The sequence below is a fragment of the Pseudomonas sp. HR96 genome (assembly GCF_034059295.1).
Lineage (GTDB): Bacteria > Pseudomonadota > Gammaproteobacteria > Pseudomonadales > Pseudomonadaceae > Aquipseudomonas.
Genome location: NZ_CP139141.1, coordinates 2,675,155 through 2,690,103, shown reverse-complemented (window position 1 = coordinate 2,690,103; position 14,949 = coordinate 2,675,155). Strand labels below are relative to the sequence as shown.

Here is a 14,949-nt window from a genome sequence, read left to right as displayed (position 1 = left end):
TGCAGCTGGGGCCGACAATAGGCAGGAACGCTGGCGTTGACTAATCGGGAGTTGCCATGGAAAGTATTTCAAAAATAAATACAACAAAGAGCCCGACCTCATGCGCTTCAACCATCTGGATCTCAACCTGCTGGTGGCTCTCGATGTGCTGCTCGAAGAGCAGAACATCACCCGCGCCGCCGTGCGCCTGCACATGACCCAGTCCGCCCTGAGCGGCATCCTGCGCCGGCTGCGCACCTACTTCGAAGACGAATTGCTGGTCCAGGTCGGGCGCAGCATGACCCCCACCCTGCTGGGCAAGGACCTGCAGATCCCGGTGCGCGAAGTGCTGCTCAAGATCCAGACCTCGATCGCCGCCAAGCCGGTGTTCGACGTCGCGACCAGCAAGCGCCACTTTCGCATCATGGCCTCGGATTACCTGATCAACGTGCTGTTCGCCGAGGTCATCCACCGCATTGGCGCGGAAGCGGCGAACGTCACCTTCGAACTGATGAGCCCCGGGGAAACCGCTGTCGAGATGCTCATGCGCGGCGAGATCGACCTGATGATCGCCCCTGAGCAGCACATCAACACCGAGCATCCTTCGCAGCTGTTGTTCGAGGAGCAGCACGTGTGCGTGGTGTGGCAAGGCAACAGCAGCGTCAGCGAGCCCTTCACCCTGGAGAACTACCTGCAGCTGGGGCATGTGGCGGCTGCTTTCGGCCGCAGCCGCACCCCTGCCATCGAACAGTGGTTCATGCACCAGTACGGCTGCCAGCGGCGGCTGGAGGTGATCACCCACGACTTCAACACCATCCCGCACCTGCTGATCGGCACCGAGCGCATTGCCACGATGCACAGCCGCCTGGCCGCGCTCTACGCGCAACTGCTGCCGCTGCGCCTGCTGGCGCCGCCGGTGAAGTTGCCGGTGATGCGCGAATACATGGCCTGGCACCGCAGCCTGGATGGCGATGCGATGCTGATCTGGCTGCGCGCCAAGCTGCTGGAAACCGTGCAGACCTTCAGCAACCCCGCCCTGGCCTGACGCCCCGTGCAGCGCCATCAGCGCGCTGCCTCACCGCCCAGCCATCGCGAACCGCGATGGCTGGCATCGGTACTTGCAATTTGTCGATCTGCGGCCGGCGTGCGAGTTTCGGCCCGTGGCACACCGAGCGGCCTGCTGGCCCACAGGTGGGTGCCGGCTGTGCCGCGCCCCGCAATCGTCAAAAGGACAATAACAATCATGTTCCGCTACTTCCCCACCAATTACGTCTGGAACCTCTCCGTGGACCTCGCCATCGAGATGGGCGCGCGCATCGGCGAAATCGAGGAGATGTGCGCGCCTCTGCAGGAAAGCGCCCGCCATCCGGATGCCGCCGGCACCCAGGCCTTTCGCGAAACCTGGTCGCAAATGGCCGACAAGCTCTGCGGCCTGGCCGAGGAAGACGAAGCACGCGGCCGCTTGCTCTCGGCGGGCGAAAAATACAACCGCGCCGCCACGTACTACATCACCTGCGAGCGCCTCCAGGCCCACGGCGCCCCGGCACGCGAGGCGCTCTACCAGCGCTTTCTCGGCACCTTCGCCCGCGGCCTGCGGCTCTCGGGCGAGAACTGCGAGCGGGTCGAAATCCCCTATGAGGGCACCGTGCTGTCGGGCCTCTACACCCGCGCCGAAGGCGTGCAGGGTCGGGCGCCGATCCTGGTCCAGGTCAACGGACTGGACTCCACCAAGGAGATGAAATACCGCGTCGGCCTGCCGGCCTGGCTGGCGCGGCGCGGCGTGGCGTCGCTGGTCATCGACCAGCCGGGCACCGGCGAGGCGCTGCGCCTGCACAACCTCACCGCCCGCCACGACAGCGAGCACTGGGCCAGCCCCGTGGTCGACTGGCTGGAGCAGCGTGACGACATCGACCCGCGCCGCATCGGCCTGGAAGGTGTGTCCCTGGGTGGCTACTACTGCCCGCGCGCGGTGGCTTTCGAGCCGCGTTTCGCCTGCGGCGTGGTGTGGGGCGCCAACCACGACTGGCGCGACGTGCAGAAGCGCCGGCTGGCCAACGAAGGCAACCTGCCGGTGCCGCACTACTGGAAGCACGTGTGCTGGGTCTGGGGCGCCAAGGACATCGAGGGGTTCATGACCCTGGCCGAGCAGGTGCATCTGGACGGCATCCTCGACCGCATCAAGGTGCCCTTCCTGGTGACCCACGGCGAGCAGGACAGCCAGATTCCGCTCAAGTGGGCCGAGCGCACCTACGAGCAGCTGGTCAACAGCCCGCAGCGCGAGCTGAAGATCTTCACCGCGCGCGAGGGCGGCGTGCAGCACTCCAGCTTCGACAACAGCATCAACGCCGGGCACTACATCGCCGACTGGGTCGCTGAAACCCTGGGCGGCCGCACGGCCTGAATGCCGTTCACAGCCCCTTCACCCGAACGCCTTCCACGAGAACCTCAACATGAACATTATCGGACCGGAATACCTGGTATTCGGCGTCGACGACGTTGCCGCCTGCGTGCAGTACCTGATCGACTACGGCCTCAAGCCGCTCGACGTTGGCGCCCAGGGCGGCTACCTGGAAGCGCTGGATGGCACCGGCGTGCTGATCCGCCGCCGCGACGACGCCCACCTGCCCGCCGCCATGGACACCGCCAGCAGCCTGCGCGAAACCGTCTACGGCGTGGCCGACGAAGCCACGCTGCGCGCCATCGAAGACGAGTTGCGCAAGGACCGCGAGGTCACGCGCAGTGACGATGGCGTGCTGCATGCCGTCGACGACATGGGCTTTGCCCTGGGCTTTCGCATCAGCCAGCGCCGGCCACTGGCGCTGCCCGGCGAAATCAGCAACGCGCCGGGCTCCAGCGTGCAACGGCGGGTCAACAGCCTGGGTGCCAGCCACGAGATGGCGGCCCTGCCCCGCAGCCTGTCCCACGTGGTGTACTTCGTCCCCGACGCCGACCGCGCCGAGGCCTTCTACACCCGACTGGGCTTCGTCTGCACCGACCGCTTCATCGGCACCGGCCCGTTCCTGCGCCCGGCCGGCACCCTGGACCACCACACCCTGTTCTTCATCCAGACCCCGCCGTTCATGAAGGGCATCGAGCACTTCACCTTCCACATGGCCGGGCCGACCGAAGTGATGCTCGCCGGCACCCGCTTCGTCGAAAAGGGCTATGAGTCGTTCTGGGGCCCGGGCCGCCACCAGCTGGGTTCCAACTGGTTCTGGTACTTCAACAGCCCGCTGGGCTGCCACGTGGAGTACGACGCCGACATGGACCTGCACGACGACAGCTGGGCGCCACGAGTGGCGCCGTCGACGGCCGATACCTCGCAGTATTTTCTGTTTGAGCACCGGGAGAAATGGATGCCGGGGGGCAAGCCGGAGTAAGGCGCAGGCGTCAGACCGCAAGGCTCAGGGGCGCTGTGCCGGCCCCTGGCATTTGCCCTCGCGCTCTACCGGGCCATGCCGCCTCGTGCGCCCGGCCTCACTGTCAAGGATGTGTAATGTCAGGTAAAGATCGCCGATACAGGGGCGCAGGCCTGCCCTGTGGGAGGGCAACGCCCCGAGAGGTGACAATAAGAATCATAAGCATTAGGATCGCCCATCCCCCGCTCAATCCGGATGCCTATGTTCGACCTTCAAGCCGTGACCTTCAGCGTTGCCGAACGCCAGCTCCTGCAGCCCCTGGACCTGCAACTGCAGCACGGGCGCATCACCGGCCTGATCGGCCACAACGGGTCGGGCAAGTCGACATTGATCAAGCTGCTGGCGCGCCAGCACGCCCCCAGCAGCGGCCAGCTGCACCTGGACGGCGTACCGCTGCAGCGCTGGAGTGCGCGGGACTTTGCCCGCCAGGTCGCCTACCTGCCGCAGAACCCGCCGCCGGCCGACGAGCTGACCGTACGCGAACTGGTGGGGCTGGGGCGCTATCCTTGGCACGGGGCCTTTGGCCGCTTCGGCCGCGAGGACCACGCCCAGGTCGATCGCGCCCTGGAGCTGACCGCCACGTCCGGCTATGCCGGGCAGCGGGTCGACGAGTTGTCCGGCGGCGAGCGCCAGCGCGTCTGGCTGGCCATGCTGCTGGCGCAGAACAGTCGCTACCTGCTGCTCGACGAGCCGACTTCGGCACTGGACATCGCCCACCAGGTCGAGGTGCTCGCGCTGGTGCGCCAGCTCAGTCATGAGTTGGGGCTGGGGGTGATCGTGGTGCTGCACGAGATCAACATGGCCGGCCGTTATTGCGATCATCTGGTGGCGCTGCACAGCGGCCGCCTGCTGACCCAGGGCGCCCCGGCCGAGATCATCGACAGCCCTACCCTGCAAGCCATCTACGGCATCGCCATGGGCGTACTGCCGCATCCGGTGGATGGCAGCCCGCTGAGTTTTCATTTCTAGACTGCGATCTGGGGTTTCCTACCAAGATCAAACCGGCCTGTGCCCCGCCCGCACTGCTCGCAATCAGCGCAATCCCAGCGCCGGTTCGAACAGCTGCGTGCGCACCGCGCCCAGGCACAGGTAGGCGGTCGCGCTGGTGTGCACGTGCACGCCGTCGACGTCGGCCGGGATCTGGGCGCTGACATCCAGCAGCTTGACCGGGGCATGCCGCGCGGTGAATGCGGCTGCGGCGGCCTGGCTGTTGGCGTAGGCCACCACGCCGTCGCGTTGCGAACCGCACAGCAGGGTCGGCGTGCGTGGCGTCCAGTCCAGCAGGTCGTTGCGCGCCAGGGCCTGGCGGAACGGGTTCTGCGGGTCGTCGATAAACGCCCGGGTGAAGGCCGGTTGGCGCAGTTGCTCGATCTGCGTGACCGCCGGCAAGGCCTGGCGATGGAGCAGGTCGAAGAGATTGGCCGGGCCAGGGAAATCGCTGTCCAGCAACGCGGCCCAGGGCGGGCGGAACACCTGGTCGGGGTGCTGGTAGATGTCGCCGTACACCCCCTGCATGCCCGCCAGCGCGTAGGCCAGCAGGTACGGTGCCAGGGCATTGGCGCCGGCCGCGGTGGTCCCGGACCAGCTGTCGCGGAAGGTCTGCGACAGGGCATAGGGCCCGGACATCGGCGCGCTGGCGACCAGGTCGAATTCGCCGGCGTCGTCGCGCTCCATCGCCCGCTGCGCCGCCATCGCCGCATGCCCGCCCTGGGAATAACCGGCCAGCAGCACCTTGCCCGACAACGGATGGCCAAGGGTTGCACTCAGGTGCCGGGCCGCGCGCATCGAATCGATGATCGCGCTGGCTTCGGAGTCGGCGTGCAGGTAGGGATGAAAGCGATAATCCGAGCGTCCCAGCCCCAGATAGTCCGTGGCCACCACGGCGTAGCCCTGGGCGGCGAAGAACGCCAGCAAGGCGCTGTCGCCGCTGGCCAGCAGTGCCTGGGCCTGCTCCGAACTGCGCTGGGTATCGGTGCCGCGTGCCCAGCCGAGCAAGGGGTATGGCCCGGCGCAGTGTTCGCCCTCGGGCAACAGCAGCATGGCCGAGGCCGTCGCCGGCTCGCCATGCACCCCGCGGGTGGCGTAGGTCAGGTCCACCAGTTGCACATCGCAGCGCGCCGCACCGATGTAGCTGCGCTGGTCACCCAGGCCTGCGTTCATGGCCTGCGCACTGAAGGTTTTCAACACCTGGCTGTCGATCACCTCGCCCGGCTGCGCCGCCTGAGCCCAGGCGGGCAGCAGGCAGAACAGCCAGGTCAGCGACCACCTGACGCCGCGAAAACACCTTCGATCAGACATGCACGCTCCCATCAGACGCCCACGGCCACGGCGGCGAGGGACTTGGCGCGGCGGGTCTGCGGCAACTGGAACAAGGCTTCGGCGATCTCGCCGGCGCGGGCCGGGAGCACCGACAACAGGGTATCACTCAAACCGTGGCTGGCCTGGCAGAAACCCTGGAGGAAGATCGGCGCCTGCAACCGCGGGTCGGCGGCCAGGCGGTAATCGCGCCCGGCAACGAAGTCGCCGAGGTACTCGCTCAGGGGCTCGAGCAATTGCTTGTGCGAGGAGCGCTCGTAGCCGGTGGCGAGGATCACCGCGTCGTAGCGATGGCTCTCGACGGCGCCGGTGGCGTTGTCGTTCAGGCGCAGCTCGATCTGGCCATTGTCGGCGCGGGCGGCCTCGATGCGCCGGCGGCACAGGAAGCCGTGGCGCATCTGCCGTGAGACCTTCTGGCGGTAGAAGATGCCGTAGATGCGTTCGATCAGGTCCAGGTCCACCACCGAATAGTTGGTGTTGTGGTACTCGTTGATCAGCCGGTCGCGCTCGGCCTCGGGCTGGTTGAACACCAGGTCGGTGTACTCCGGCGAAAAAATCTCGTTGACGAACGGGCTGTCGTCGGCCGGCTTGAGCACCGCCGCGCGCAGGATCAGGTCGACCTGGGCCGAGGGGTAGCTGTCATTGAGGTCGATGAACGCCTCGGCGGCGCTCTGCCCGCCGCCGACCACGGCGATGCGCATCGCCTGGCCCTGGCCACACGGCAGGCCGGCCATGCTCTGCAGGTATTGGGCATGGTGGAACACCCGCGGGTGGTCACGCAGGCCCTGGAACACCGCCGGGATCTTTGGCGTGCCGCCCGTGCTCAAGGCCAGCGCGTGGGTCTGGCGTGCATGTTCACGGCCCTCGGCGTCGCGCGAGATGACCTGCAGGCGCTCGATCGGTCGCCCGCCGTTGAGCACCGGCTCGACGCGCAACACCTGCTCGCCGTAGCGGCTCTGCTCTTTGAAATGCCCGGCCACCCAGCGCAGGTAGTCGTTGTACTCCATGCGGCAGGGATAGAAGGTACCCAGGTTGATGAAGTCGGCCAGGCGGCCTTGGGATTGCAGGTAATTGACGAAGCTGAAGGGGCTGGTGGGGTTGCGCAGGGTCACCAGGTCCTTGAGGAAGGAAATCTGCAATTCGCTCTGCGCCACCAGGGTGTTGCCGTGCCAGCGGTAGTCGGCCTGGCGGTCGATGAACAATGAGCGCAGCGGCTGGCCACGCTGCTGGCCGAACTCTTCCAGGGCTATCGCCAAGGCCAGGTTGGACGGGCCGAAGCCGATGCCCAGCAGGTCATATGCCGCCGAAGCGACGCTCATCGGTTGTGTCATCTCGCACACCTCTTGATGTAACAAGCCATTAAGGGGTTTGGCCGACCCGCTCCCTTGGCAGTCCAGGTTCATGGCCAAATTCACAAGGGTGACGAGACGCAGTGAGGCAGATTTAGCGCTGAAGGGTAAATAATGCGAATACTAGAAATTCTCGTTACCATTGCAACCCAGCGGCGCCGCGACTAAATCCGTTGCCACGCCAGTCGTTTACAAGGACACACGACGCAGCGCCTGCAAACCGCGCGGGCCGCCTCGTACGCTCTTGTCCAGTGAAGGAATGATTGATGCAGACTCCACCAAGAAGCTCGCTCGGCGCGCTGTTGCAGTTGCTGCGGCCCTTTCGCCTGATCCTCTGCGTGTCGATCGTGCTGGGCGTGCTCGGGGGGCTGGGCATCACCGCGCTGCTGGCCACCATCAACCACAGCCTGCACGCTGACGGGGACACCTCGCGCACCCTGCTGCTGGCGTTCGCCGCGCTGTGCGCCCTGGCGCTGCTGGGCTCGATCCTCTCCGACATCGGCACCAACCATGTCGGCCAGCACGTCATCGCGCGCCTGCGCAAGGACCTCGGCACGCGGATTCTTTCAGCGCCCATCGAGCAGCTGGAGCGCTACCGCAGCCACCGCCTGATCCCGGTGCTGACCCATGACGTGGACACCATCAGCGACTTCGCCTTCGCTTTCTCGCCCCTGGCGGTCTCGCTGAGCGTGACCTTCGGCTGCCTGGGCTACATGGCGTGGCTGTCATGGACCATGTTCCTCACCACGGCGGTGGCCATCATTATCGGCAGCATCATCCAGTACCTGGCGCGCAACCGTGGCATCAACGGTTTCTTCGACGCCCGCGAGCACGAGGACGAACTGCAGAAGCATTACCGCGCCATCGCCGAAGGCGCCAAGGAACTGCGCATCAACCGCCCGCGCCGGCTGCGCCTGTACAACCGCAAGATGCAGGCCACCATCGAGCGCATCTGCGCCATCCAGATCAGCTCGATCAACCTGTTCGTCATCGCCAAGGGCTTCGGCTCGACCCTGTTCTTCATCGTCATCGGCGTTGCGCTGTTCTTCCAGAGCCTGTGGCCGAGCACCGACAAGGCCACCTTGAGCGGCTTCATTTTGGTGCTGCTGTACATGAAAGGGCCGCTGGAAAGCGTGATCGGCAACCTGCCGGTGGTCAGCCGAGCCCAGGTGGCGTTCCGCCGGATCGCCGAGCTGTCCGCCCAGTTCGCCTCGCCCGAACCCCATCTGCTTGACGATGAACCCAAGCAGCCCCCGGCGCCGCTGCATTCGCTGGAGCTGCGCGGGGTGCGCTACGCCTACCCGGCCGTGGACGGCAACCCACCCTTCGCCGTCGGCCCCCTGGACCTGAGCATCCGCCCGGGCGAAATTCTCTTCATCGTCGGCGAGAACGGCTGTGGCAAGACCACCCTGATCAAGCTGTTGCTGGGCCTGTACGAGCCGCAACAAGGGCAGGTGCTGCTCAACGGCGAGCCGGTGAGCGCGCAGAACCGCGATGACTACCGGCAGCTGTTCACCACCATCTTTTCCGACTATTTCCTGTTCGATGACCTGATCCAGGACGGCGACAGCGTGCCCGAGGACGCGGTCCAGTACCTCGAGCGCCTGGAGATTGGCCACAAGGTCAGCCTCAAGGACAACAACTTTTCCACCACCGACCTCTCTACCGGCCAACGCAAGCGCCTGGCGCTGCTGCAGGCCTGGACCGAAGGCCGCCCGGTGCTGGTGTTCGACGAGTGGGCCGCCGACCAGGACCCGACCTTTCGCGGCATCTTCTACGCCGACCTGCTGCCCAGCCTCAAGGCGCTGGGCAAGACCATCATCGTCATCTCCCACGACGATCGCTATTTCGACTGCGCCGACCAGCTGCTGCGCCTGGCGGCCGGGCAACGGGTCAGCGAGTTCGCGCCGGCATGAACCGAGCGCCCGGGCAGGTGTGCCAGGTGCGGCGCCGTTGCCTGATCGGCCTGGCCGCCCTGCTGCTGTTGCCGCGCGCCCAGGCCAGCGCCGCCCAGGCCCCGCTGAGCCAGGTGGCGGCGCTGGACTGGGGCCTGGTGCAGACCCTGCTGGCGCTCGGCCTGACCCCGGCGGCGACGGCGGAGAACGCGCTGTACCGCAGCAGCGTGCGCGAACCGCAACTGCCCGCCAGCGTGCTGGAACTGGGCCTGCGCTCGGAGCCCAATCTTGAATTGCTGCAGGAGCTGCAGCCCGAGCTGATCCTGCTCGGCAGCGACCAGGCGGTGCTGCAGGACCGGCTGGCGAGCATCGCCGCCAGCGAGGTGTTCGAGACCGATGACCAGGGCAGCCCCTGCGAGCAGGTCGCGCGCCTGACCCTCGCAGTGGCCCACCGCATCGGCCGCAGCGAGGCGGCGCAGCGCTACCTGGCGCACGCCTGGGCGAGCCTGGCCGAGGCCCGCCAGCGCTGCCTGGCGCTTGCGCCGGCCGCTCTGCAGGTCATCAGCGTGATCGACGAGCGCCGGGCCATGGTCTTTGGCCGCAACAGCCTGTTCGATGACGTGTTGCAACGCCTGGGGCAGCGCAATGCCTGGGTGGGCCAGACCAATGGCTGGGGCTTTGCCACCATCGGCTTCGAACAGCTGGCCGAGCAACCCGAGGCGCGCCTGGTGTACTTCAATGCCACCCCCGGGCTGGAGCAGCGCCTGGCCGACAACCCGCTGTGGCGCAACCTGCCCAGCGTACGCCGGCAGCAGGCGATCAAGCTGCCGGAAGTGCTGTTCTACGGCGCCATGCCTTCGGCGGTGAGCTTCGCCGAGCTTCTGTCATCCCACCTGATGCAGGCCGAGCATGGCTGAACGTCCCTTGAGCGACCGCTATCCTGGGCAACGCGACCGCCTGCGGGTGCCGCTGGTGGCCTGGGTGGTCGGCCTGCTCGCCCTGCTGGCGTTGCTGCTGAGCCTGGCCACGCTGCGCCAGCAGCTGGGCGGCGCGCCCCTGGGGGCCACGCTCTGGGCCCCCGATACCCACGACATGCGCCAGCTGATCGTGCATTACAGCTCGCTGCCACGCCTGGCGGTGGCGCTGCTCTGTGGCGCGGCGCTGGGCCTGGTCGGCTGCGTGCTGCAGCAGGTCCTGCGCAACCCGCTGGCCGAGCCGACCACCCTGGGCATTAGCGCCGGCGCGCAATTGGCGGTGACCGCCGCCACGCTCCATGCGCCGGCGCTGATGTTGCACGGTCCGGTCTGGCCGGCGCTGATCGGCGCGCTGCTGGCGGCCGGGCTGGTGTTCGGCCTGGCCGCCGGGCGCGGCTTCTCGCCCCTGGCGTTGATCCTCGCGGGGCTGGTGGTGAGCCTGTGCTGCGACGCCTTCGCCAACGTGCTGATCCTGTTCAACCACAGCTTCTTGCGCGGCATGTTCATGTGGAGCAGCGGCAACCTGGGCCAGAACGACTGGTCGGCAGTGCTGCTGCTGTTACCCGCGCTGCTGATCTTCGTCGCGCTGATCCGCCCGCTGTCGCGGGCGCTGAGCCTGTTCGAACTCAACGACGACAACGCCCGCAGCCTTGGCGGCTCGCCGGGCGCACTGCGCGCGGTGGCGCTGGTGCTCTGCGTCGGCCTGGCGGCGATCACCGTGGCCAGCGTCGGGGTGATCGGCTTCATCGGCCTGGCCGCGCCCAACCTGGCGCGGCTGATGGGCGCGCGGCGCTTCGTGCCCCGCATGCTCTGGGCCACGCTGCTCGGCGCCGCCCTGCTGTGGCTGGCCGACAGCCTGGTGGTGCGCATTCCCGCCGGCTACCACGAGGTGCCCACCGGCACCGCCACCGCCCTGCTCGGCGTGCCGCTGCTGGTCTGGCTGCTGCCGCGCCTGCGTCCCGGCGGCCCCAACGCTGCACCCGCGGGCCTCAAGCATGCGCTCAGTGCCCTGCAGGGCAACCTGTTGCTGCTCGGCTGCCTGCTGGCCCTGCTGCTGGCCGTGCTCGGCGCGCTGACACTGGGCCAGGGGCCCGACGGCTGGCATGTGAGCCTCGAGGCTTCCCTGCAGGCCCTGCGCGCGCCGCGCATCGCTGCCGCGCTGGCCGCCGGCGCCATGCTGGCGGGCGCCGGCTGCCTGGTCCAGCGCCTGACCCACAACCCCATGGCCAGCCCGGAAATCATCGGCGTCAGCTCCGGAGCCGCCTTCGGCGTGGTGGTGCTGGCCTTTGTCGTCAGCGCCGCGACCCGCAGCGAGCAACTGCTGGCCGGCGCCCTGGGGGCCATGGCGGTGCTGCTCGGCTTGCTGGCCCTGGAGCGGCGCTCGGCGCTGGCAGCCGAACGCCTGATCCTCGCCGGGATCGCCCTGAGCACGCTGTTCGGCGTGCTGGTGGCGGTGCTGATGGCCGTGGGTGATCCGCGCATGGGCGGGCTGCTGGCCTGGCTGGCGGGCTCGACCTATCAGGTCTCCGGCCACGAGGCGCTGTTCGCCCTGGCGAGCATGGCCGTGCTGCTGGCGTGTCTGCCGCTGTCGCTGCGCTGGCTGGGCCTGCTCCAGCTGGGCGCCCCCCAGGCCCAGGCGCTGGGGCTGGCGGTGCGGCCGGCGCGCACTGCACTGCTGCTGTTGATCGCCCTGCTCAGCGCGGCCGCCACCCTGGTGGTCGGGCCTTTGAGCTTCGTCGGTCTGATGGCGCCGCACATGGCGCGCCTGCTCGGCTTGCGCCGACCCGGACCCCAGTTGGCCGGCGCGGTACTGATCGGCGCGCTGTTGATGGTGCTGGCCGACTGGCTGGGGCGCAACCTGATCTACCCCTTCCAGATCCCGGCCGGGCTGGTCGCCACGGCCATCGGCTGCCCGTATTTCATGTGGCTGCTGCGCAGGAACGCGGCGTGAGCGGCGGCGCGTCGACGGCGGCAGTCCTCGCCGAACTCGACCGACGCTTCGCGGCGGCGCAGCTGGCGCCACTGCAATCGCTGGCCCTCGATCAGGGCCAGGCGGCCATCCGTGGCCAGCAGCTGTGGGCCCCGGCGACCCTGGATACCATCGTCGCCGGCCATGCCCGCGAGTACCCCGGCGCCGACCGTCGCGCCCTGCTCTCGCACTGGTCCAAGAGCTATCTGGAAGCCCTGTTGCCCGGCGCGCTGCTGGCCTGCCTGCTGCTCGACCGGCAGCTGCCGCTGGCGCTGGACAACGTCGCCCTGCGGCTGGATGAAGACGGCAGCGTCTCTACCCTGCTGCTCGGCGCAGCCAGCCAACGGCTACCCGCCGGCAGCGACCTCTACGGCCGCTGCCAGGCGCTGCTGCACGGCAACCTGCAGCCCTTCGTCGAGCAGCTGGCGCGCCATGCCCGGCTCTCGGCGCGAGCCTTGTGGGGCAACGTTGCGGCCTACCTGGCCTGGGCGATGCGCCTTCTGGCCGAGCGCCTCGGGCTGCCATTGGCCAGCCTGCAGCAAGCCTTGCAACTGTTTAGCCAGCCCGCCTACCCCGATGGCTGGCTCAACCCCGTGCAACGTGCCTACCAGTTCCCCCAGCAGCTGGACGGCCAAGGCTGGCGCCGGGTGTGCTGCCTGCGCTATTGCCTGGAGCCGTTACCGCATTGCGTGGACTGTCCCCTGCTCAAGGCCCCGAGGCGCAGGTGAAAAATTTGTATCAGAGGAAATAATTCCTCGGTAAGTTCCCGACAATACAATTACAATTGCGAATCACTCGCACTACTACCTCTGTTAAGGATAAACGGTTATGGCGGTCTCGGCTTTTCCCTCTACCCTTTCGATTCTGGCCCAGCGCCTGCGCCGCCCGATGCAAGTGGCCGGCGTCGGCCTGGTGCTTGCCGGCTCGCCCGGGCTGGTCATGGCCGCCGCCAGCACCGACGGCAAGACCGCCGATGCCGGCCTGACCCTCGACAACATCGAGATCAACGCCGACCGCGAAGTCGAGACCGGCGACGGCCCGGTCAAGGGCTACGTTGCCAAGCGCACCACCACCGGCACCAAGACCGACACCCCGATCAACGAAATCCCGCAGACCATCTCGGTGATCACCCGCGACGAGATGGACCAGCGCGGCGTCCAGGACTTCAACAGCGCCGTGGCCTACACCCCCGGCATCCGCGCCATCGACTACGCCGGTGGCCAGGGCGCGCCGGACATCTTCCTGCGCGGCTTTCGGGCCTTCAACCTGTTCGGCATCTACCAGGACGGCCTGCGCACCGGCTTCAACCAGTACGACACCAACTTCGAAACCTTCGGCCTGGAGCGCATCGACGTGGTCAAGGGCCCGGCCTCGGTGCTCTACGGGCAGATGGCCCCGGGCGGCGTGGTCAACATGACCAGCAAGCGTCCCCAGGACGAGCCGATCCACCACATCGAATACCAGGTCGGCAGCTACGGCCGCCAGCAGTACGGCATCGACCTCAACGACCGCCTCACCGACGACGGCAGCCTCACCGGCCGTATCGTCATGCTGCGCCGCGACAGCGGCACCCAGGTCAGCCACTCGCCGGACGATCGCACCTACATCGCCCCGTCGATCACCTGGAAACCCACCGACAGCGACAGCCTCACCGTGCTGGCGTCCTACAACAAGACCGTCACCGGCGGCTCGGAGCAGAGCTTTCCTGCCATAGGCACGGTCAAGAGCAGCCCCTACGGGCACATCAATTCCGACACCAACCTGGGCTGGCTGGGCAGTTACTACCACGTCGAGACCACCTCGATCGGCTCTATCTACGAGCATGAATTCGACAACGGCTGGAAATTCCAGCAGAACCTGCGCTACATGCACTCGGTGGTGGGCTTTCTTTCCAGCGGCCCGGACGTGGTGCTCAACGACGACGGCCGCACCCAGGACATCGGCCTGCAATACCGGCCCAAGAGCAGCAACACATTCCTGATGGACAACAACATCCAGGGCAGCTTCAACACCGGCGCGATCCGTCACACCCTGATCACCGGCATCGACTACTCGCACTACAAAGCCGAGGAAACCCGGCGCAATGGCGACCCTGAAGACGCCTTCAACAACATCGACCTGTACGACCCGGTGCACGGCGGCGCCCCGGTGTGGTTCGACACGCTGCAACGCGACACCGACTCGAAGATGCAGCAGGTTGGCGTCTACGTGCAGGACCAGATGAAGCTCGACCGCTGGGCGCTGACCATCGGCGGCCGCCAGGACTATGCCCGCGACCACGAAGAAGACGCGGTCAGTGCGACCAGCGGTACCCAGAACGACCACAAGTTCACCGGCCGCATCGGCCTGGCCTACCTGTTCGACAACGGCATCACCCCGTACGCCAGCTACAGCACCTCGTTCCAGCCCAACCCCGACACCGACATCAACAACAAGCTGTTCAAGCCCACCACCGGCAAGCAGTACGAAGTGGGCGTGAAATATCAGCCAGAGGGCTACAACGCCTCGGTCACCCTGTCGGCATTCGACCTGACCCAGCGCAACGTCACCACCGTCGACCCGGTGAACACCGGCTATTCGGTGCAGACCGGCGAGGTCGAGTCCAAGGGCCTGGAACTGGAAGGCAAGGCCAGCCTCAACGAAAACCTCAACGTGATCGCCTCCTACGCCTACACCCACGCCCAGATCACCAAGGACAACACCTACCAGGGCAACACCCCGCGCGACATCCCGCGCAACACTGCGGCCCTGTGGCTCGACTACAGCTTCCGTAACGGCCCGCTGGACGGCCTGGGCATCGGCGCCGGCGAGCGTTACATCGGCTCCTCGCAGAACCAGCAGAACACCCTGACCACCCCGCAGTACTTCCTCACCGACGCGACCGTTCGCTACGACCTGGGCAAGCTGGGCCTGACCGGCACCAAGCTCTCGGTGACCGCCACCAACCTGTTCGACAAGCACTACTTCGAACCTGGCTTCTACGAGGACTCGGTGTTCTACGGCAACCGCCGCAACGTGATCGCCACCCTGGGCTACGATTTCTGATCG

The 14,949-nt window shown here is 67.1% G+C and carries 11 protein-coding genes; 9 read left to right on the top strand and 2 right to left on the bottom strand.

Annotated features, from left to right (window positions below; translation table 11 throughout):
* The first annotated feature begins 100 nt into the window (after positions 1-100).
* The 4 genes from SFA35_RS12135 to SFA35_RS12120 all read left to right on the top strand — a co-directional run bounded on the left by SFA35_RS12135 (position 101) and on the right by SFA35_RS12120 (position 4,367).
* On the top strand, positions 101-1,024 hold the full coding sequence (locus tag SFA35_RS12135) for a LysR family transcriptional regulator (RefSeq protein WP_320578652.1): 924 nt from the start codon (positions 101-103) through the stop codon (positions 1,022-1,024).
* Between the two features lie 198 nt (positions 1,025-1,222).
* Positions 1,223-2,380, top strand: a complete 1,158-nt coding sequence (locus SFA35_RS12130; RefSeq protein WP_320578650.1) for an alpha/beta hydrolase family protein — start codon at positions 1,223-1,225, stop codon at positions 2,378-2,380.
* A gap of 49 nt (positions 2,381-2,429) precedes the next feature.
* Entirely contained in the window at positions 2,430-3,359 is a 930-nt protein-coding gene (locus SFA35_RS12125; protein ID WP_320578648.1) for a VOC family protein, read from the top strand.
* Between the two features lie 240 nt (positions 3,360-3,599).
* On the top strand, positions 3,600-4,367 hold the full coding sequence (locus tag SFA35_RS12120; protein ID WP_320578646.1) for an ATP-binding cassette domain-containing protein: 768 nt from the start codon (positions 3,600-3,602) through the stop codon (positions 4,365-4,367).
* A 63-nt stretch (positions 4,368-4,430) separates the two neighbouring features.
* Here SFA35_RS12120 and SFA35_RS12115 read toward each other — a convergent pair whose 3' ends face one another.
* Positions 4,431-5,696 carry a lipase family protein gene (locus tag SFA35_RS12115; protein ID WP_320578643.1) on the bottom strand — a complete coding sequence of 422 codons (1,266 nt, stop codon included), beginning with the start codon at positions 5,694-5,696 and terminating at the stop codon, positions 4,431-4,433.
* An 11-nt stretch (positions 5,697-5,707) separates the two neighbouring features.
* Positions 5,708-7,045, bottom strand: a complete 1,338-nt coding sequence (locus tag SFA35_RS12110; RefSeq protein WP_320578641.1) for a lysine N(6)-hydroxylase/L-ornithine N(5)-oxygenase family protein — start codon at positions 7,043-7,045, stop codon at positions 5,708-5,710.
* Positions 7,046-7,329: 284 nt separating this feature from the next.
* Between SFA35_RS12110 and SFA35_RS12105 the strand changes: the two genes are divergently transcribed.
* From SFA35_RS12105 to SFA35_RS12085, 5 genes are all read left to right on the top strand, one after another.
* The gene (locus SFA35_RS12105) at positions 7,330-8,979 is read left to right on the top strand and encodes a cyclic peptide export ABC transporter (RefSeq protein ID WP_320578640.1); all 1,650 of its coding nucleotides are present in this window, start codon (positions 7,330-7,332) and stop codon (positions 8,977-8,979) included.
* Complete coding sequence (locus SFA35_RS12100) at positions 8,976-9,875, top strand: ABC transporter substrate-binding protein (protein WP_320578638.1); 900 nt, start codon at positions 8,976-8,978, stop codon at positions 9,873-9,875. Before SFA35_RS12105 ends, SFA35_RS12100 begins: the two co-directional genes overlap by 4 nt.
* Positions 9,868-11,883, top strand: coding sequence for a Fe(3+)-hydroxamate ABC transporter permease FhuB (fhuB, locus tag SFA35_RS12095; RefSeq protein ID WP_320578636.1), 2,016 nt, complete (start codon positions 9,868-9,870; stop codon positions 11,881-11,883). Before SFA35_RS12100 ends, fhuB begins: the two co-directional genes overlap by 8 nt.
* Entirely contained in the window at positions 11,880-12,629 is a 750-nt protein-coding gene (gene fhuF / locus SFA35_RS12090) for a siderophore-iron reductase FhuF (RefSeq protein ID WP_320578634.1), read from the top strand. The genes fhuB and fhuF overlap by 4 nt, the downstream gene beginning before the upstream one ends.
* Positions 12,630-12,729: 100 nt before the next feature.
* Positions 12,730-14,946, top strand: coding sequence for a TonB-dependent siderophore receptor (locus SFA35_RS12085; RefSeq protein WP_320578632.1), 2,217 nt, complete (start codon positions 12,730-12,732; stop codon positions 14,944-14,946).
* Positions 14,947-14,949 lie beyond the last annotated feature (3 nt).

Excerpts from the sequence above, each read along its gene's own strand:
- SFA35_RS12115 (WP_320578643.1), bottom strand. The coding sequence starts at position 5,696 with ATGTCTGATCGAAGGTGTTTTCGCGGCGTCAGGTGGTCGCTGACCTGG.
- SFA35_RS12100 (WP_320578638.1), top strand. The coding sequence starts at position 8,976 with ATGAACCGAGCGCCCGGGCAGGTGTGCCAGGTGCGGCGCCGTTGCCTG.
- SFA35_RS12105 (WP_320578640.1), top strand. The coding sequence starts at position 7,330 with ATGCAGACTCCACCAAGAAGCTCGCTCGGCGCGCTGTTGCAGTTGCTG.
- fhuB (WP_320578636.1), top strand. The coding sequence starts at position 9,868 with ATGGCTGAACGTCCCTTGAGCGACCGCTATCCTGGGCAACGCGACCGC.
- SFA35_RS12130 (WP_320578650.1), top strand. The coding sequence starts at position 1,223 with ATGTTCCGCTACTTCCCCACCAATTACGTCTGGAACCTCTCCGTGGAC.
- SFA35_RS12135 (WP_320578652.1), top strand. The coding sequence starts at position 101 with ATGCGCTTCAACCATCTGGATCTCAACCTGCTGGTGGCTCTCGATGTG.
- SFA35_RS12120 (WP_320578646.1), top strand. The coding sequence starts at position 3,600 with ATGTTCGACCTTCAAGCCGTGACCTTCAGCGTTGCCGAACGCCAGCTC.
- SFA35_RS12085 (WP_320578632.1), top strand. The coding sequence starts at position 12,730 with ATGGCGGTCTCGGCTTTTCCCTCTACCCTTTCGATTCTGGCCCAGCGC.
- SFA35_RS12125 (WP_320578648.1), top strand. The coding sequence starts at position 2,430 with ATGAACATTATCGGACCGGAATACCTGGTATTCGGCGTCGACGACGTT.
- SFA35_RS12110 (WP_320578641.1), bottom strand. The coding sequence starts at position 7,045 with ATGACACAACCGATGAGCGTCGCTTCGGCGGCATATGACCTGCTGGGC.